The sequence below is a fragment of the Streptomyces sp. NEAU-W12 genome, assembly GCF_026242095.1.
Classification (GTDB): domain Bacteria; phylum Actinomycetota; class Actinomycetes; order Streptomycetales; family Streptomycetaceae; genus Streptomyces.
This window is the reverse complement of the sequence record NZ_JAPJDM010000018.1, coordinates 163,651-182,753: the sequence shown is the minus strand read 5'-3', so window position 1 is coordinate 182,753 and position 19,103 is coordinate 163,651. Positions and strand designations below refer to the sequence as shown.

The following is a 19,103-nucleotide window of genomic DNA, read 5'->3' as shown; positions in this document are numbered from 1 at the left end:
GGGAGGTGGGGACACGCCGGTCAGCGCCTACCGGCCGCCGCCCGGAGCGTCCGTGCCGTCCACCCCGTCCATGAGGCCGAACAGGTCCTCGTCCGTGCCGCCGGCCCCGGGCTTGGGGCCGGACGGCCCCGGGTGCGAGCCGGACGGTCCCGCCCCGTCCATGAGGCGGAACAACTCCTCGTCCGTGGCGTCCGCCAGGTCCAAAGGGTCCGCGGCGAGTTCCGCACCACCGGCGCGGGCCGGGGCCCGGCGCGCGGCCAGCGTCCTCAGCCGGCCCGCCGTCCCGGAGTCGAGGTCGGCGCCCGACGTGAGCAGCGCCTCCAACTCGTCGACCAGGGAGGACGCGTCACGGGCACGGGCCGGCCCGGACCGCCGGAGCGTGTCGCACACCAGCCGGGCCACCTCGGCGGGGGAGGGATGGTCGAAGACCAGGGTCGGCGGCAGCCGGACCCCGGTGACGGCGGTGAGCCGGTTGCGCAGTTCGACGGCGGTGACGGAGGTGACGCCCAGTTCGGTGAAGGCCAGGCCGTCACCCGCGTCCGGCGGCAGTTCCCCGCCGATCACGGCCGCCAGCTCGCCGCGCACCAGGTCCGTCACCAGCGCCTCGGCCTCCGCGTCCGCCAGGCCGGCCAGCCGCCCGGCCAGCGCGGGCGCAGCGTCCGCCGCCCCGGCCGTCTCCGGGCTCGCCACGGCCACCGTGCCGGCCGGCACCGAGGCCAGCCAGTACGCCTCGTGCTGGAACGCGTACGTGGGCAGGGGGACCCTCCGCGCGCCCGGCAGCACCGCCGGCCAGTCCACCGGCAGACCGTGCGCGTGCAGCCGTACGGTGGCGGCGAGCAGGGCGCCTGCCTCGTCCTCCTCGCCCCGCAGCAGCGGTTCCACCACCGGCCCGTTCCCCGGTTCCCGCTGCCCGAGGTGCTCCGCCAGGCACTCGTCCACCATGGGCGTGAGCGCCGCCTCGGGGCCCAGTTCGACGTAGACGCCGGTCCGCGCGTCGGAGAGGTGGACGACCGCGTCCGCGAACCGGACGGCCTCCCGCGCGTGCCGCACCCAGTGGTCCGGATCCGCGGCCTGCGCGGCGGTGAGCGGGCGGCCGGTGACCCCGGAGACCAGCGGCACCTCCGGCGCGGCGAAGGACAGCGACGCCACGGTCTTCCGGAACTCGGCGAGCACCGGGTCCATCAGGGGCGAGTGGAAGGCGTGACTGACCACCAGACGGCGCGTCTTGTACCCGGCGGCCGTCAGGCCGCCCGCCAGGTCGGCCAGCGGAGCCTCGGCGCCGGACAGTACCACCGAGCGCGGACCGTTCACCGCGGCGACGGCGACGTGCTCCTCGCGTCCGTCGAGCCACGGCAGCACCTCGGCCTCGGAACAGCCGACCGCGACCATCGCTCCGCCCGGCGGCAGCGACTGCATCAGCCGGCCGCGCGCCGCAACCAGCACGCACGCGTCCGGCAGGCTCAGCACGCCCGCCACGTGCGCGGCGGCGATCTCGCCCACCGAGTGGCCCACCAGCCGGGCGGGCGTCACCCCCCAGGACCCGAGCAGCCGGTACAGGGCCACCTGGAAGGCGAACAGGGCCGGCTGCGCGCAGCCGGTGCCGTGCAGCAGCCCCGCCTCCTCGCTGTCCGGGGCCGCCCACATCACCGATGTCAACGGCCGCTGGAGCAGTGGGTCGAGCTCCGCGCACACCTCGCGCAGCGCGGCGTCGAACACCGGGAACGCGGCGGCGAGCGCGCGGCCCATGCCGGGACGCTGACTGCCCTGACCGGTGAACACGAACGCGGTCTTTGCCGGGCCGCCGCCCGCGCCCCGGCCCGTCACCCCGGCTGCGCCGTCCCGGGCGAACCCGGCCGCCGCCGCGGTGAGCGCGTCCCGCCCCGCCCCGCGGAACACCGCCGTACGGGCGTGCACGGGGCGGGTGGTGAGCAGCGAGTACGCGATGTCGCGGGCCGGCACCTCCGGGTGGGCCTCGGCGTACGCGGCCAGCCTGCGCGCCTGGCCCCGCAGTGCCGCCGCGTCCCGGGCCGAGACCAGCCACGGCACGACGGGCCCCTCGGCGTCCTGCGCCCGCGCGGCCGGTGCGGCCCCCGGACCGGCCGGGGCCTCCTCCAGCACGAGATGGGCGTTGGTGCCGCTGATGCCGAACGACGAGACGGCCGCCCTGCGCGGCCCGCCCTCCCCGGCCGGCCACGCGCGTGCCTCGTTCAGCAGCCGGACGGTCCCGGCCGACCAGTCCACCCGGGAGCTGGGGGTGTCCGCGTGCAGGGTGCGCGGCAGCACGCCGTGCTGGAGCGCCAGCACCATCTTGATCACCCCGGTCACGCCGGCCGCCGCCTGGGTGTGCCCCAGGTTCGACTTGACCGAGCCCAGCCACAGCGGGCGTCCCTCGGGACGCTCCCGTCCGTAGGTGTCGAGCAGCGCCTGCGCCTCGATCGGGTCGCCCAGCGTGGTACCGGTGCCGTGCGCCTCCACCGCGTCGACGTCCGCCGCCGTGAGCCCCGCGTCGGCCAGCGCGCGGCGGATCACCCGGCGCTGGGCGGGGCCGTTGGGCGCGGTCAAACCGTTGGAGGCGCCGTCCTGGTTGACCGCCGAGCCGCGGATCACCGCCAGCACCGGATGGCCGTTGCGGCGCGCGTCCGACAGCCGCTCCAGGAGCAGCAGACCGGCGCCCTCCGACCAGGCGGCCCCGTCCGCGCCCTCGCCGAAGGACTTGCAGCGGCCGTCCGGCGACAGGCCCCGCAGCCGGGAGAAACCGACGAACGGCGCCGGAGTGGCCATCACCGCCACCCCTCCGGCGAGCGCCAGCTCCGACTCCCCGGACCGCAGCGACCGGCACGCCAGGTGCAGCGCCACCAGAGACGAGGAACAGGCCGTGTCCACCGTCAGGGCCGGGCCGTCCAGGCCCAGGGTGTACGAGATCCGCCCGGACAGCGCGCCGGCGGAGGTACCCACCGGCAGCAGCCCCTCCAGTTCCCCGGACGGGTCGGTCGCCCCCGTCGCGTAGTCGTGGTACATCGCGCCGGTGAACACGCCGGTACGGCTGCCGCGCAGCGACAGCGGATCGATCCGGGCCCGCTCCACGGCCTCCCAGGCGGTCTCCAGCAGCAGCCGCTGCTGCGGATCGGTGGCGAGCGCCTCCCGCGTCGACATGCCGAAGAACCCCGCGTCGAAGTGGGCGGCGTCGCGCAGGAACCCGCCCTCACGGGCGTAGGTGGTGCCCGGGTGCTCCGGGTCGTCGTCGAAGAGGGTGTCCAGGTCCCAGCCGCGGTCGGCGGGGAACCCCGACACGGCGTCGCCGCCCTCGCTCAGCAGCGCCCACAGCGCCTCCGGGGAGGCGGTGCCGCCGGGCAGCCGGCAGGCCATGCCCACGACCGCCACGGGCTCGTCGTGGAGTTCCGGGCCGGAAGCCGGCTCCTCCTCCTGGCGGCTCAGCCCGGCCAGCTCCCGGGCCAGGGCCGCCGGGGTCGGGAAGTCGAAGGCCACCGCGGCCGGCAGCGGCAGACCCGTGGCCTCGGCGAGCGCGTTGCGCAGCCGCACCGACGCCACCGAGTCGAGGCCGTGCGCGCGGAAGGTGACGTCCGGTCCGATGGGACCCGCGCCGTCCGCGCCCCGCGCGCCGAGCACCTCGGCGACCGCCGCCACCACCAGGTCGAGGGCGGTGCCGAGGTCCGGGCGGGGCACGTCTCCGGGAACCGGCTCCGGACACGCGGCGGCGTCGGCCAGGACCTGCTCCAGCGCCCGCCGGTTGATCTTCCCGGCGGGGGTGCGCGGCAGGGCCGGCAGCACGACCAGCTCCAGCGGGATCTTGTACTCGGCGACACCGCGCTCCCGCAGGAACGCCGTCACCTCCCCGAGACCGACCGTGCCCGCCGGTGCCTCCGCGGAACCGGACGGGTGCGCGGTCACCACGAGGCAGGGGTACTCCCCGAGCCGCGGGTCGGGCTTGGCGACCACCGCCAGCGGACCGATGCCCGGCAGATCCGCCAGCAGGCCCTGGATCTCCACGGCGTTGAACTTGCGGCCGCCCACGTTGATGAGTTCGGCGGAGCGGCCGTGGAACACCACGAGGCCGTCCTCGCCGATCGAGGCGAGGTCACCGGTGCGCAGCCACCCGTCCTCCGACACCACCGACCGGGTCAGCTCCGGCTCGCCGTAGTAACCGCGGAACATGCTGGGACTGCGGTAGTACAGTTCCCCGGCCTCGCCCGGACCGCACGGCCTGCCGTCCTCGCCGAGGACGCGCATCCGCGCGCCCCGGACCGGCCGTCCCACGCTGTGCGCGGCGACCTCCGGCGGGTCCCCGGCCAGACTGCTGGTGCCGTTCCCGGCCTCCGACATGCCCCACACCACGACCAGCGCGGTGTCCAGCGTCTCGCGCACGTCCCGCACCAGTGCGGCGGGCAGGGCGGCGCCGGCGGTGAGCACCCGCTCCGGGCGGAACCCGGCGCCCCCTGCCGACTCCCGTGCCCGTGCCACCACGTCGTGCAGCTGCGCCGGCACGGCCACCACCACGCTCGGCCGCGCCGACCGCGCCAGCTCCAGGAACCGGTCCACGTCCCAGGAGGGCAGCAGCACCTGCCGTCCGGAACGGAACAGCGCCGAATACAGCGACTGCAGGCCGAAACAGTGGGTCAGCGGGCACGCCGTGATCAGGGTGCCGCCGTACGCCCCGGCGCTGTCCTCGGTGGCGGCACGGGAGTTGGTGAGCAGCGAGTCGTGGGTGTGCAGGCAGATCTTGGGCCGCGCGGACGTCGTGCCGGACGAGGGGAACAGCAGGAACGGTGCGTCCGGCCGCACCTCCACCGGCCGGGGCCGCTCACCCGCCCAGCGGTCCAGCAGACCCTGAACCGACTCGGTGCCCTCGGCCGGTTTGCCACCGGTCACCAGGACGGCGCGCAGCGACGGCAGGGACTCCCGCAGGGCCGCCGCGGCCAGCGTGCCGCCCGGCTCCTGGGTGCCGGCCGGCAGCGCGAGCACCGCCGGACCGACCCGCTCCAGCAGGGCCCGTACGTCGGCGGGGGCGTTGCCCTGGTGTACGGGCAGGGTGACCGCCCCGACCGACGCCGCCGCCAGGTGCAGCGTCACGTACTCCCAGCAGTTGGGCAGGTGCAGGGCGACCACGTCGCCGGGCCCGGCACCGGCCTCCTGGAGCGCACGGGCCAGCGCGTCCACGTCGTCCCGCACCTCCCGCCAGGTGCGTTCGCGTTCCCCGTCCACCAGGGCCACCGCGTCGCCCCCGGTCCGCACGGCGTCGGCGAGCACCGCGGGCAGGGTGAGACCGTCCAGCTCGCCCTCGCGGACACCGGGCGGCTGGATCACGTAGTCGTCAGCGTGGACGGGCACCATCACTCCCGGGGGTCGAGCGTTTCCGGTGAACGGGGAACCCTCTCAGGCTGTTGCCCAACGTCCCGGGTTTTCCCTAGACATGGGCCGCCGCAGGCATGCGGGGGCACGGAACGGGGGACGGACCCCCGCCCCGCCTACGGGCCCGCCGGCGTCACGTCGGACACGGCCTCCCCGGTCAGTTCCTCACGCCCCGGGAACGCGGCGCCGAGCAGCCGCAGCAGCGGCGCGGCCTTCACCGCCGTCTCCTCGAACTCCGCCGCCGGGTCGGACAGCGCGATGACGGCGCCGCCGACGCCGTAGCGCAGCCGGTTCCCGCTGAGCACCACCGTGCGGATGACGATGCTCAGGTCCACCGCGCCGGTCAGGGAGAAGTAGCCGATGGCGCCCGAGTACACACCGCGCGGGCCGCCCTCCAGCCGGTCGATGATCTGCATGGTGCGGATCTTCGGGGCGCCGGTCATCGAACCGCCGGGGAACGCGGCGCGCACGGCGGCGACCGGGCTGAGACCGGGGCGCAGCCGGGCCCGGACCGTGCTCACCAGCTGGTGCACCGTCGCGTACGTCTCCACCTGGAACACCGGGTCGGCGACGACCGAGCCGACCTGCGCGCACCGGCCGAGGTCGTGCCGGACCAGGTCGACGATCATCAGGTTCTCGGCGCGGTCCTTCTCGTTGGTCGCCAGGTCCCGGGCGAGCCGCTCGTCCTCCCGCGGATCGGCGCCGCGCGGCCGGGTGCCCTTGATGGGCTTGGACTCCATCACGCCGTGCCGGTCGATGCGCAGGAACCGCTCGGGCGAAGTGCTCAGCACGGCCATCGGCCCGAAGTGCAGGAACGCCGCGAACGGCGCCCGGCTCACCCGGCGCAGACAGCGGTACGCCTGCCAGGGGTCGAGGTCGGTGTCCGTCTCGGCCATGTTGGTCAGGCACACCTCGTACGTCTCGCCGGCCGCGATCTCCTGCTGGCAGACGTCGATCAGCTTGAGGTAGGCGTCCCGGTCGTGGCGCAGCACGACCGGGCCGGTGCCGCCGGACGCCGGCGCCTCGGGGGGCCCGGGTTCCCGGCCCGCGAGGGTCTCCAGGGTGCCGGCGGCCGACGCGAGCCAGGACCGGGCCGGCTCCTCGGCACCGTCCTCGGCCAGCGCCAGCAGGTACGTCGTGTCGGTGCGGTGGTCGAGCACCAGGGCGCGGTCGGCGAAGACCAGGACGGCGTCCGGGTCGGGGGAGCGGTGCGCCGCGTCGCCGTCGCACTCGGCCTTCAGCTCGTATCCCAGACAGCCGACCCAGCCCAGCGCGAAGTCGAAGGGGAGATCGGGGACTTCGGTGCTCAGCCCGGCGAGGTCCCGCTCCAGCCAGGACAGGAAGGGCGACTGCTCGACGCGCGTGGTGCCGCCCTCGGCGACGGTCACGGTGCCGGCCTCCACGTCCGCCGAGGCGACGCGGGCCAGCGGGCCGGACGCGTCCCCCATCACGGACAGCTGCCCCAGGCGTCCGCCCGGACGGCTGCTGTCCAGCCAGAACGGGTGGTCACCGGTGCGGAACAGCCGGTCGAAGGCGACCTCCGCGTCCCACCGGGTGCGCAGCCGCTCGGCGACCACCCGCAGCCGGCGCGGCGATCCGCCGCCCGCCGCACCGCCCGCCGCACCGCCCGCCGCACCGGCGGCCGTGGCGGGGGCCGGTGCCACGGCCGTGGCGGTGCCGGTCTCCGGGGGCCGCCGCTGCGCGGGGACGCCCGTCGCGACGACCGGCCGGTGCCCGCCGGCCCGGCCGTGCTCCTCGGTGAGCCGGCGGAAGTTCTCCAGCAGCCGGTGCCCCTCCCGGGTGCCGATGGACTCCGGATGGAACTGCACCCCCCACAGCGGGAGCGTCCGGTGGCGCAGGCCCATCAGTACCCCGTCCGCCGACCACGCCGTGGCCTCCAGCTCCGGCGGCAGGTCCGTCACGGCCAGGGAGTGGTAGCGCACCACCTCCAGCGGCTGCGGCAGCCCTTCGAACAGTCCGGCGCCGTCGTGCCGCACGGCGCAGACCCTGCCGTGGTGCGGCTCGGGGGCCCGGCCCACCGACGCCCCGTGGGCCAGCGCCATGCCCTGGTGGCCCAGGCACACCCCGAGCACGGGCAGCCGGCCCTCCTCGGCGACGCCCGCGCACAGCCCGAAGTCGGCGGGCCGGTGCGGTGTGCCCGGACCGGGGGAGAGCACCACGTTGTCGAAGGAGTCGAGGAGGCCCGGCCGCCACGCCGGGTCGTCGTTGCGGATCACCTCTGGTTCGCGCCCGTTGACCCGGGACAGGTAGTGGAACAGGTTGTAGGTGAACGAGTCGTAGTTGTCGACGAGCAGTGTGCGCATGAGCGTTTCCTTGTCCAGGAGGCGCGTGAGCGGAAAGTGACGGGGAACGTGACGGACGCGGGTGGCGGTCCGGCCGTGTGCGGGCTCTCCGGTGGTGGGGCGACCACGACTCCTGCGCCTGCCCGGGCGGCGCCGTCCGGCGGCACCGCCCGGGCGGACGTCAGGACGCCGGGGCGGACCGTGCCAGGTCGAGGGCGTCGGCGATCTCGCCGTTGACCGCCGTCAGGTGCTGGGTGAGGAAGAAGTGGCCGCCGGTGAACACCCGCAGCCGGAAGGGGCCTTGGGTGTGGTCCTGCCAGCGCTCGGCCTCCTCGGCCGTGGTGAGCGGGTCGTCGTCGCCGGTGAGCACGGTGACTCCGCAGCGCACCCTCCGGTCCGGCGGGCAGGAGTACGTCTCGATGGCGCGGTAGTCGCCGCGCAGCGCCGGCAGGGCCATGCGCAGGATCTCCTCGTCGCCGAGGACGCCCGCCGCGGTGCCGTTCAGCCGCTTCATCTCGGCGACGATGCCGTCGTCGTCCCGCAGGTGCACCTCCTCGGCCCGCGTGGTCGACGGGCCGCGCCGGCCGGAGGCGATGACGGTGAGCGGCCCGGCGCCCTTCTGCTCCAGCCGCCACGCCGTCTCGAACGCCAGCGCCGCGCCCATGCTGTGCCCGAAGAACACGCTGGGCCGGTCGTCCAGCGCCAGCAGCTGCTCGGTGACCAGGTCGGCGAGCCGGCCGAGGTCCTCCACGCAGGGTTCCTTGCGCCGGTCCTGGCGGCCGGGGTACTGCAGCGACAGGACCTCGGCGGCCGGGGCGAACCGAGCCGAGACCGGGTGGTAGAAGCTGGCCGAACCGCCCGCGTGCGGGAAGCAGACCAGCCGTACCGCGTCGGCGTCGGCCGGGTGGTAGCGCCGCAGCCACAGGGCCCCGGTGTCGTCAGCGGTGGTCACGGTGTGAGTCCCTTCGGTGATGCTGCGGCCGACGGTGTTCCGCCGGCCGGGCGGGTCCGCGACGGTCCGGGACGGGCGCACCTCCCGCACCGGACCGCCACGGACCCCTGCGCCCCCGGCGGGGTGTCCGGACCCTCGGGAACCCGGACGCCCCGCCGCGGAATCCGCGGCCCGGCCGGCGCTGTCGCCCCGTCCCGCCGCGGAAGTCCATCCGTCGACCGCCCCGAAACGCCCGCCCGGCCGTCCCGGGCGGGCGCGGGCGGCCTTCGTGGACGGGCCGGTCCTCATGGGCGGTCAGTCCTCGTGGACGGCGACCGAGCCCGACGGGCACAGGTCGCCCGCGGCCCGGACGCCCTCCGCGTCCGCCTCCTTCGGCTCCTGCACCAGCAGGACGACGATCCCGTCCTCGTCCTGGTCGAAGACCTCCGGCGCGTTCAGCGCGCACTGGCCCGCTCCGACGCACCGCTCGCTGTCGAGGGTGACGCGCTTGCTGGTTGCTCGTTGTGGGTTGGGGAGTGGGAGGTGGGTTTCGGGGGGGGGGGCCGGGCCGGCGGGGGTGCCGGGTGCCGCCGGGACCGTCCGGCGGCACCCGGGTGCCGGTGGCCTACCAGCGCACCGGCAGCTCGTGGAGTCCGAACAGGATCCCGTCGTACTTGAAGGCCAGCTCGTCCATCGGGACGGCCAGCTCCAGCGTCGGGATGCGCTCGAACAGCTTGCGGTAGGCGATCTCCATCTCGACCCGCACCAGGTTCTGGCCGAGGCACTGGTGGACGCCGTAGCCGAACGCCACATGGCGGCGCTCGGAACGCTCAGGGTCGAAGGCGTGCGGGCAGCCGAACACCTCGGTGTCGTGGTTGGCTGCGGCCAGCAGCGGCACGATGCCCTCACCCTTGCGGATGAGCTGGCCGGCGATCTCCACGTCCTCCACCGCGACCCGCAGCGCCACCATGTCGGCCACCGAGTGCAGCCGCAGCAGCTCCTCCACCAGCCGCTCGTTGCCGATCCACTGCCGGTTGCCGAGCAGGGTGACCACACCGAGGCCGATGTTGTTGGCGGTGGTCTCGTGGCCCGCGATCAGCAGGAGCAGCAGCACCCCCGACAGTTCGACGGCGGTGAGCTGCCCGGTGGCCAGCAGCCGGCTGATCAGGTCGTCGCCGGGCCACTTCTCCTTGATGGCGATCAGCCGGTTGATGTAGCGCAGCAACTCCCTGGTGGCGGTGGCCCGCTCCTCGTCGGTGGAGGTGCGGATGGCGACCAGGGTGCGGGTGCGCGACTCGAAGAAGTCACGGTCCGCCGGCGGCACGCCCAGCAGCGAGGAGATCACCAGGGACGGCACCGGCAGCGCGAAGTCACTGATGAGGTCGGCGTGGTCGCCCGCGGAGAGCATCGCGTCGATGCGCTCGTCCACGGTGCGCTCGATCGCCGGGCGCAGTTCCCGGACGCGTCGCACGGTGAACTCCGGGATGAGCACCTTGCGGAACCGGTCGTGCTCGGGCGAGTCCAGGCCGACGAACCAGCCCGGGATCTGGTCCTGCTTGGGCACACCCATCGTCTCACCGACGTTGGGGAAGCCCTCGTTGTCCGGGTTGGCGCTGATCTTGGGGTGGGTGAGCACCGCGCGCACGTCCTCGTGCCGGGTCACCAGCCAGATCGGCACCCCGTTCGGCAGGTGGGACAGCACCAGACCGTTCTGCTCGCGGTGGCTCGCGTACTGGGACAGGGGCAGCGGTTCCTCCGGCGTGCGCCGGGGGAAGCCGACCACCGTGGGGTCGGTGCCGGTCGTCATGTCCGTTCCTTCTTCCTCTTCCTGAGGTTTCCAGGGGTGCCGCGCGAAGCCGCGGCCGGGTCCCGGCGGTTCAGCCCGCGGAGTAGAACTCCCGGACGGCTCCGGTGATGTACTCCTGGTCGGCGGCGGTCAGTCCGGTGTGGGTGGGCAGGTACAGGCCGTCCTCGCTGAACCGGTGCGCGTTCAGGGACGGCCACACCGGGTCGAGGTAACCGGGCTGCCTGCTCATCGGCTTGAAGAACAGCCGTGTCTCGACGCCCCGTTCGGCGAGGTGGGCGCGGAGTTCCTCGCGGCGCTCCGCACGGATGTCGTACATCCACAGCACGTCCCGCGGCGGCATGAGCGTCACACCGCGGACGTTCCCGAGTCCCGCGTCGTAGCGGGCCTCGATCTCCCGGCGGGCGGCCAGGATCTCGTCCAGCCGCTCCACCTGCGCCAGCGCCACGGCCGCCTGCATGGCCGTCATGCGGAAGTTGTAGGCCAGCTTCTTGTGCAGGAAACTGTGGTCGCGGGTGAACGCCATGGCCCGCAGATGCGCGAGCTGCTCGGCCAGCCGCGGGTCGTCGGTGAGGCAGACGCCGCCCTCGCCCGCCGTGATGATCTTGTTGGCGAAGAGCGAGAAGCACGCGATGTCCCCGACCGGCCGCACCCCGTGCGCCTCCGCCGAGTCCTCGACCACCCGCAGGTTGTACTGGTGCGCGAGGTCCATCACCGCGTCCATGTCGCAGCGGCGCCCGTAGACGTGCACCGGCATCAGCGCTCTGGTACGCGGAGTGATCTTCTCCTCGATCAGGGAGACGTCGATGTTCAGGTCGTCGCCGCAGTCCACGAAGACGGGCGTCGCCCCGGTGTACGTGACAGCCCAGGCGGAGGCCACCATGGTGAACTCCGGCACGATCACCTCGTCGCCCGGCCCGATGCCCAGTGCGCGCAGCGCCAGGGTCAGCGCGGCCGTGCCGGAGGAGCAGGCGACGCCGTGCGCCACGCCGTTCCACTCGGCGAACGCCTCCTCGAAGCGTCGCACGTAGGGGCCCTGCGAGGAGATCCAGCCGCCGCTGACGGCGTCGGTGACGTACTCCAGTTCACGCCCGCCCAGAGTGGGCCGGGAAACGGGTTGGGTGAAAGACATGCGTCCTCGCTGCGATGGTGCGTGCGACAACCGGAAGGGAAGAGTGGTCGTTTCGGGGGCGGGCCGGCGGACGGCCGGGCCTCATGGCCGCGGCAGCAGGCCCAGGATCAGGTCGGCCGCCGCCTTGCGCCCGCCGGCCGCCCGCTGCAGCGCGCCGAGGCGCTCCGCCCGCTCGCGGAAGGAGGGGTCCTCGACGACCCGGGTGAGCTTGTCGACGACGTCGTCCGGGTCCACGGTCTCCGGCCGGTCCAGCGTCAGGCTGAAGCCGAAGTCACGGCCGCGCACCGCCTGGTCGAAGCAGTCCACCCACAGGGGCCGCACCACCTGCGGCTTACCGAAGTAGACGCCCTCGTGGTAGGCGTTGCCACCGCCGTGCGAGAAGAACACCGACACCTTCGGATGGGCCAGCACGTCCAGCTGGGACGGCACCCAGCTCTCCACCCGCAGGTTGTCCGGCAGCGAGGCGGCCGGCGGCAGCAGGTGCTGCTGCTCCTTCGGCAGCTTCCACAGGAACTGGTGCCGGTCCGACATCCGGCGGGCCACCTCCACCAGCGCCGCGACCTCCTCACGGGTCAGCCGGGTGATGGTACCGAAGCCCATGTAGACCACCGACGACTGCCGGTCCAGCCAGCCGCCGAGGTCCTCGTCGTCCGGGCACTCCGGCAGCGGCGGCAGCAGGGCGCCCACCAGCCGCAGCTTCTCCGGCACGTCGAAGGGATAGTCCAGCTCCGGGACCGAGGAGCACAGCACCATCTCGGCCGCGTCCACCCGGGTCAGGGCGTTGGGCGGGGCGATGCCCAGTTCCTTGCGGATGGCGGCGTCCTCCTTGAGCACCTTGCCCATCGACGGATGCAGGAACATGAAGAGCGTCCGCCACTTGAACAGCGTGTTGGTGAGCCGTTGCCGGGGCGTCATCTCCAGCGGCAGACCGGAGTTGGGCACCGGGAAGTTCTTCGGGGTGTACGACGCGCCGAAGGGGTTGTGCGAGGTCAGCACGTTGCTCGGGACGAAGGGCACGGACAGCACGTACGGGATCCGGTGCGCGAGCGCCAGGTCCACACCGAAGCCGCTCACACAGTCGATCACCATCAGGGACGGCCGCACCCGCTCGACCACCTTCTCCAGAGCGCGGTACTTGCGAGCCTGGAGCGCCGGCCTGTACGACTGCCGGACCACGGCGCGGTGCGCCTTGAACCGGGAGGACTGGGTGACCTCCCGGTACACGGTGTCGTCCCAGGTCACCGCCGACAGTTCGGACACCACCTCGCCCAGTGAGGCGAACGACACCGGGGAATCGGCGGCCAGTGCCGCCACGTCCTCGCGGCGGTGCTCGTCGGTGGCGAACCACAGGTCGGGCACACCGCGCCGCGCCAGTTCCCCGGCCAGCACCAGCAACGGGTTGAGCAGGCCGCTCTCAGGGAGACCGACGAACAGGATCGGCCGTGCGGCGGAGTCCATGAGGGCCCTTTCACGAGATGACTGCCGGGGCTCGCCGCCCGCCCGCACGGGCGGGCAGGACGGAGTTGTCCGTGTGCGGCCCGTCGGCCGGGGCCCGAGTCGGGCGGGTGGCGACCGCACACCACCTTGATCTCACGGGCGTAACCGGGAAATCCTTAGACTTCCCGGCGCAGGCCGGGACGGACGCCGGACGCAGAACCCCGCGACACTCCGAGGTGACCGGCGTTCCCTGTACGGTGGGGCGCGCCGAGCGCTCCGCAGCGCCGGGGACAAGGGCTGCTCACAAAGCACCGGCCCTGGCCTCAGCACGAGCAAGGGGGACCACGTGACGAACCGGGAACGGGCCATCGGTCCGTCCCTCCCCCTGGTCGGCCGCGAGGCCCAGCTGGAAACACTCGCCGCCAGGGCCGCCGCCGCCCGCGCCGGACGGCCGCACATGGTGGTCCTCGACGGGCCGGCGGGAATCGGCAAGACCTCCCTGCTGCGGGCCGCCCTCGAGGACGGCGGACCCTGCGACGGCGCGACCACGCTGTACGGAGCCTGCCGCGCGATCGACTCCGGAAGCGGTTACAGCGGTGTACGCGCTCTGTTCGGACCGCTCAACCTCACCGCACGCCGACGCCGGGCATCGTCCCTGCTCGGCGGGAGCGCCCGCCACGCCCTGCCCGCCCTCGCCCCCGACCTCGTCGACGCGGACACCACACCCGGTGCCGCCTTTCCCGCCCTGAACGGCCTGTACTGGCTGGCCGCCAACCTCATGGCGGAGCGCCCCCTGGTGCTGGCCCTCGACGACGCCCACTGGTGCGACGAACGATCCCTGCGCTGGCTGGACTTCCTGCTGCGCCGCGCCGACGGAATGCCGCTGCTCGTGGTGCTCGCCCGGCGCACCGAGTCCGACCGGGCGGCCGGGCCCGCCCTGACCGACCTGGTGGCCCACCACCGGCCCGTGCCGCTGCGCCTGACCGCACTGCCGACCCGTGATGTCGAGACCCTTGTCCAACGCGTCTTCCCGGGTGTCCTGCCGCAGCCCTCCTTCGTCGACACGCTCACCGCCGTCACCGGTGGCAACCCCCTTGAACTCCAGCGACTCCTGCACAGACTGCGCACCGCCGGGGCGGCCCCCGACGACACGGGCACCCGGCGCATCACCGAGATCGGGGGCCGGGTCATCGCCTCCTCCGTGCGGGAGGTCCTGGACGGCCAGCCGGACCGCGTGCGCGAGGTGGCCCGCGCCCTGGCCGTGCTCGGCCCGGAACGGACCGAACACCTCGCGGCCCTCGCCGGTGTGTCCGCCGTGCAGGCCGAGGAGGCCGTGCAGATCCTGCGCAGGGCCGCGCTCGTCCGGCCCGGCCGGACCGAGCCGGCGCACGACATGGTGCGTGCGGCGATCCTCTCCACGGTCGGCTCCACGGCACTCGCCGGTCTGCGTACCCGGGCCGCCCAACTGCTCAGCGACGTCGGGCGGCCCCCCGAGCAGATCGCCGGCCAACTGCTGCTCCTGCCGCGAGCCGACCGGCCGTGGATGATCTCCGTCCTCCTCGACGCCGCCACACAGGCGGAACAGCGGGGGGCTCCCGAGGCTGCCGCACGGTATCTCGAGCGCGTGATGAAGGCCCGGCCCGATGCGCCGGAGGCCCGGATACGGCTCGCCGAAGTCCTGTCCGAGACGGATCCGTCCCGCTCCGTGACACTGCTGCACGAGGCGCTGGCCCGCACGGACGACGTTCGCACCCGGGCGAGGGCAGCGGTCCAGCTGGGACTGACCTGTCTCAGCGTCCAGAGGTCGCCCGAGGGTGCCCGCGTGCTGACCGAGGCACTGGACGCCCTCAGCGCCGAACTCGGCCCCGAGGCGGAACCCGCCGACCGGGAACTTCTCACCATGGTCGAATCCGTCCTGCTGATCGTCGGAGCGGACGAGAAGAGCACCCTGCCGGTGGTGCGTGAACTCGCGGCCCGGCTGACCCCGCCGCCGGGCGACACGCCCGCCCAGCGCCAGCAACTCGCCATGCTCAGCGTGCTCACCGCCATGGACGGCCATTCCGCCGCCCGGTCGGTCCGTCAGGCACGGAGTGCCCTGCGCTTCCCGGACGTACCGCTCGGCGCCTGGTCCCTGCTGCCCGCCTCTCTCGTGCTGTCCCTGGCCGACGAGACCGACGAGGCGCTGGACGCCCTGGACGCCGTCCTGCGCGACAGCCGGCGGACCGCGGGGGCCTGGACGTGCGGTCTCGCGCTCTCCACCCGTGCCTTCGTCCATCTGGACCGGGGTGACATCACGCAGGCCGCGGCAGACGCCCAGACGGCTCTCGACCTGATCGAGGACGAGGACCGGGGCGAGGGCGCCATCATGCCGCAGACCGCCTGTGCCCTTGCCCTCACCGAGCGCGGTGAGCCGGCCAGGGCCGAGGCGGTGCTCGACACCATCAAGCGCCCGCGCATCGAGCGCTTCGCGTGGGAGTACCACTGGTACCTCATGGCACGGGCACGGGCACGGTGGGCCCACGGCGACCGGGAGAGCGCTCTCACCCTGTTGCGCACGTGCGGAGACTCCCTCGCCGAGGCGGGACACTCCAATCCGGTCCTGGCTCCCTGGTGGCTGGACGCCGCCTGCCTGCTGGCCGATGCCGGCCGCATCGACGAGGCCCGGGAGACGGCCGACCACGGTGCCGGGCCGGCCGAACGCTGGGGAACCCCTCGCGCCCTGGGCTACGCCGCCCTTGCCCGCGGCGTCGCCACGCCCGGGCCGGAAGGAATCGCTCGGCTGCGGGAGGCTGTTGACCGGCTGGCGGCGTCACCGGCCCGCGCCGACCACGCCCGCGCGCTGCTGCTGCTGGGGCGGGCACTGCTGGCCGGGGGCGCGCCGCGCGAGGCACGCGAACACCTGCGGGAAGCGGTCGCGATCGCCCACCGCTGCGGCTGCGTGGCCCTCGCCCGACGGGCCCGCGAGGAACTGGTCGGGGCGGGTGGAAGGATGCGGGAGGTCACGGTCTCACCACTGGACATGCTGACCGGAACGGAACGCACGGTGGCCACGCTGGTCGCCTCGGGGGTGAGCAACCGGGAGGCCGCGGAGTCCCTGTTCGTGACGGTACGCACCGTGGAGCTCCACCTCACGAGCATCTACCGCAAGCTCGGGATCACCCGCCGCGCCGATCTCGCGGGCATCCTGCGCGAGGAGACCCCGGCCGCTCCCGGCTCCCGGCCCGGTGCGACCCGGTGAGAGCCATGCGGGTACAAGGTCACCAGGAAAACGTTGTCCCGCAGGTCCGCCGGGAAGCGTGCCGGCGTCCGTACGATCACGCCATGCCGATCGCCGAGCTCCCTTTCCTGGAGCGTGACCGCGAGCAGGCCGTGCTGTCCGCCGTGACCGGGGAACTACGGGCGGGCCGGCCGGCCGTGGTCACGGTGACGGGCGAACCCGGCGCGGGACAGAACGAACTGCTGCGATGGGCGGCCCAGCACGCCGCCGAGCGGGGGCTTCGTGTCCTCACTGCCCGCGCGACCCCCGCCGAACAGGATCTGCGCTACGGCGCGGTCAGCCAACTCCTGGCGGGCCACGAGAGCTTCGCCGGCCACCTGCCCCACCTCTTCCTCGATCAGGGCCGGCCCGGCCGGTTCCCGGGGCTCACCCGTCTGCTGACCGTGGCCCGTGACCGGCCCGTCCTCCTGACGGTGGAGGACGTCCACCGGCTCGACCCCGACTCGCTGCGCTGGCTGGAGGCTCTGGTACGTCGGCTGCCCCGCGCGCCGCTGGCCCTGATCACCAGCAGCATCCGCACGGCGGACATCGGCCTCGACTGGTGCGCGGGCAGCCCGCTCACCGGCTCGGCCACCACCGTCGAACTGCCTCTGTCAGGCCTCACCCGCGCCGGGACGGACAGCGCCGTACGGACCGTCTGCGGCACCCTCGCCGACCGCTCCTTCCTCGACGCCCTCGCCGACGCGACCGGAGGCAACCCTGCCGCCGTACGCGGCACCCTGCACCGCTTCACCCGGGCGGGGCACACCCCGGACGCGGACCACGTGGACCACGTCCGTGCCATCGCGGCCGACGTGATCGGCGAGCACGCCGTTTCGGCGCTCGGCGGTCTGCGCGACCCCGTCGCCCTCGGCGTCCTGCGGGCCCTCGCGGTCTGTGACGAACTCCTCGACTTCCCGCTGGTACTGGCCCTGGCAGGGCCGGGTGCCGTGTCCGAGGACCGTCTGCGTGCCGCCCTGCTGGACAGCGGTCTCGTCGCCGTGCGCGACGGCCGGATCCGGGTGCGGGGCCCGGTGGTGCGGGCCCGGATCATCGAGGAGATGACCGCCGCCGAGCGTGCGGACCTGCACGCGCGTGCCGCCGAGCTGGCCCACCGGGCGGCCGCCGACGACCAGGGCATCGGCGATCTGCTGCTGCCGGCCCGTCCGGTCGGCGCTCCGTGGGCGGCGGACACGCTGTGCCGTGCCGCCGCCGCCGCTCTCCGCGCCGGCCGCCACGACCGTGCCGCCGCCTATCTCTCCCGCGCCCTGGACGAACCGCTGTCCGCACAGGACCGCCTGTGTGTCCTGCTCCAACTGGCCGGCACAGAGCTGGTGATCGCGCCCGTTGCCGCCGGGCGCCGCCTCACGGGCATCCTCCGGGAGCCCGGAGAGGCGGCTGCCGCCCTGCGCTCCCGTGCCGGCGACCTGTTCCTCCTCAGTGGTGACACGGACACCGCCCGGCGCGCCCTCGCCGGTGCCCTCGCCGACAGCAGGTCCGGCGACAGGCGGGGGACACCGCCCGCCGACCCCCGGGCGGCGGAGACGGCCGCAGCGCACCACGAGGAGCTGGCGGCCCTGCTCCGGGTGGCGCAGCCGCTCCACCGGACGCCCGCCGAGATCGCCGTCCCGCCCGTGCCGGAACTGCCCCGTGCTTCACGGAACCCCGCGGTGAACGGCGTGCACGCATGGGAGGCCACCGTGCGGGGAGACGATCGCGAGGAGGCCCGCAGGCTGGCCCGCGCCGCCCTGGCCCCCGGCCCCTTCGGCCGGCCCTCGCTCACCGTGCCCCGGCTGCTGGCCTGCCGCACGCTCCTTCTCACCGAGGACGGGGAAGAGGCCGAGAACCATCTGTGCGCCCTTCTGGCCGAGGCCCACCGCGAACGCAACTCCGTGGCGGTCGGCCGGGTGCTCGCCCTCCGCGCCGAACTGCACCTGCGGCACGGCCGGCCCGATTCCGCCGCCCGGGACCTGGCCGCCGCCGACCTCGAACTGCCACCGGACAGCAGACATCCGCTGTCCTACCCGTGCTGGACGGCGCTCGGCGTCATCACCGACCTGGCCAACGGCCGACTGGACCGGGCGCGTGCCGCCGCCGACCGCCCCGTACCGCCCCCCGCCGAAGAGTCCCTGAACGGTGCCCAGTTGCTGTTCGCACGTGGCCTGCTGGCCAACGCCGACGGTGACCCCCACCGGGCCCGTGCCCTCTTCCGGGCCTGCGGGCGCTGGCTCCTGCAGTACGGCTGCACCAACCCGGCCGTCCTGCCCTGGCGCTCCCGGGCAGCCGAGGCCGCCCACGCCCTCGGCGACGCGGCGCAGGCCCGGAGACTGGCGCAGGAGGAACTCGAACTCGCAGAGCGCTGGGGCGCGCCGGGCTCCATCGGCGCGGCCCGGCTCTGCCTCGCCATGATCAGCGATGAGGGCCGCGTCCAGCAGCTCCGGTCGGCTGTCGAGGCTTCCGGACGCTCCCAGGGCCCGGGCCCCCACCCGTACGCGGCCGTGGCGGTGCTCTCCGCCGAGAGCGGCGAACCCGACCGTGCGAGGGCCGTCGCCCCCCGGACAGGTGACACGGCCGGCGTCGGCACGGGAACCGCCGGCGCCCACGGCGTCGCGGTGCCGTCACCCCTGCCGTCGCCCCGGCCCACGAGAGCCCGCACCGGCGCCCTGCCGTCCGCATGGCGGACCCTCTCGCCGGGGGAACAGGCCGCTGCCGCGCTCGCCGCCCGAGGTCTCGCCAACCGGGAGATAGCCGCTGCGCTGTCGGTGACCACCCGCACCGTGGAACTGCGCCTGAGCAGTGTCTACCGCAAGCTGCGCGTCCGGGGACGCGACGGACTGCGCATCCTTGGCCAAGGTACGGAGGACGACTGACCA

The 19,103-nt window shown here is 74.4% G+C and carries 8 protein-coding genes and 1 pseudogene; 2 read left to right on the top strand and 7 right to left on the bottom strand.

The window, feature by feature from the left end; all coding sequences use genetic code 11:
* Nucleotides 1–27 precede the first annotated feature (27 nt).
* The 7 genes and pseudogenes from ORI94_RS23005 to ORI94_RS22975 form a co-directional block, all read right to left on the bottom strand.
* Entirely contained in the window at nucleotides 28–5,349 is a 5,322-nt protein-coding gene (locus tag ORI94_RS23005; RefSeq protein WP_266078694.1) for a type I polyketide synthase, read from the bottom strand.
* 134 nt (nucleotides 5,350–5,483) lie between these two features.
* Nucleotides 5,484–7,691 carry an aminodeoxychorismate synthase component I gene (pabB, locus tag ORI94_RS23000; RefSeq protein WP_266078692.1) on the bottom strand — a complete coding sequence of 736 codons (2,208 nt, stop codon included), beginning with the start codon at nucleotides 7,689–7,691 and terminating at the stop codon, nucleotides 5,484–5,486.
* Between the two features lie 160 nt (nucleotides 7,692–7,851).
* The gene (locus ORI94_RS22995) at nucleotides 7,852–8,622 is read right to left on the bottom strand and encodes a thioesterase II family protein (RefSeq protein ID WP_266078689.1); all 771 of its coding nucleotides are present in this window, start codon (nucleotides 8,620–8,622) and stop codon (nucleotides 7,852–7,854) included.
* 294 nt (nucleotides 8,623–8,916) lie between these two features.
* Nucleotides 8,917–9,093 (bottom strand): annotated as a pseudogene (locus tag ORI94_RS22990) (ferredoxin); the annotation flags it as partial.
* 133 nt (nucleotides 9,094–9,226) lie between these two features.
* On the bottom strand, nucleotides 9,227–10,408 hold the full coding sequence (locus ORI94_RS22985; RefSeq protein ID WP_266078687.1) for a cytochrome P450: 1,182 nt from the start codon (nucleotides 10,406–10,408) through the stop codon (nucleotides 9,227–9,229).
* 70 nt (nucleotides 10,409–10,478) lie between these two features.
* Nucleotides 10,479–11,537 (bottom strand): DegT/DnrJ/EryC1/StrS family aminotransferase, encoded by a 1,059-nt coding sequence (locus ORI94_RS22980; RefSeq protein ID WP_266078685.1) that lies wholly within the window; start codon nucleotides 11,535–11,537, stop codon nucleotides 10,479–10,481.
* Between the two features lie 81 nt (nucleotides 11,538–11,618).
* Nucleotides 11,619–12,995, bottom strand: a complete 1,377-nt coding sequence (locus tag ORI94_RS22975; protein WP_266078683.1) for a glycosyltransferase — start codon at nucleotides 12,993–12,995, stop codon at nucleotides 11,619–11,621.
* Nucleotides 12,996–13,320: 325 nt separating this feature from the next.
* Between ORI94_RS22975 and ORI94_RS22970 the strand changes: the two genes are divergently transcribed.
* Together ORI94_RS22970 and ORI94_RS22965 are read left to right on the top strand one after the other, a co-directional pair.
* Entirely contained in the window at nucleotides 13,321–16,212 is a 2,892-nt protein-coding gene (locus ORI94_RS22970) for an ATP-binding protein (protein ID WP_266078681.1), read from the top strand.
* A gap of 83 nt (nucleotides 16,213–16,295) precedes the next feature.
* Entirely contained in the window at nucleotides 16,296–19,100 is a 2,805-nt protein-coding gene (locus tag ORI94_RS22965; RefSeq protein WP_266078679.1) for an AAA family ATPase, read from the top strand.
* Nucleotides 19,101–19,103: the final 3 nt, after the last annotated feature.

Coding starts and splice junctions, on each gene's coding strand:
- pabB (WP_266078692.1), bottom strand. CDS start 7,691: ATGCGCACACTGCTCGTCGACAACTACGACTCGTTCACCTACAACCTG.
- ORI94_RS22965 (WP_266078679.1), top strand. CDS start 16,296: ATGCCGATCGCCGAGCTCCCTTTCCTGGAGCGTGACCGCGAGCAGGCC.
- ORI94_RS22980 (WP_266078685.1), bottom strand. CDS start 11,537: ATGTCTTTCACCCAACCCGTTTCCCGGCCCACTCTGGGCGGGCGTGAA.
- ORI94_RS22975 (WP_266078683.1), bottom strand. CDS start 12,995: ATGGACTCCGCCGCACGGCCGATCCTGTTCGTCGGTCTCCCTGAGAGC.
- ORI94_RS23005 (WP_266078694.1), bottom strand. CDS start 5,349: ATGGTGCCCGTCCACGCTGACGACTACGTGATCCAGCCGCCCGGTGTC.
- ORI94_RS22985 (WP_266078687.1), bottom strand. CDS start 10,408: ATGACGACCGGCACCGACCCCACGGTGGTCGGCTTCCCCCGGCGCACG.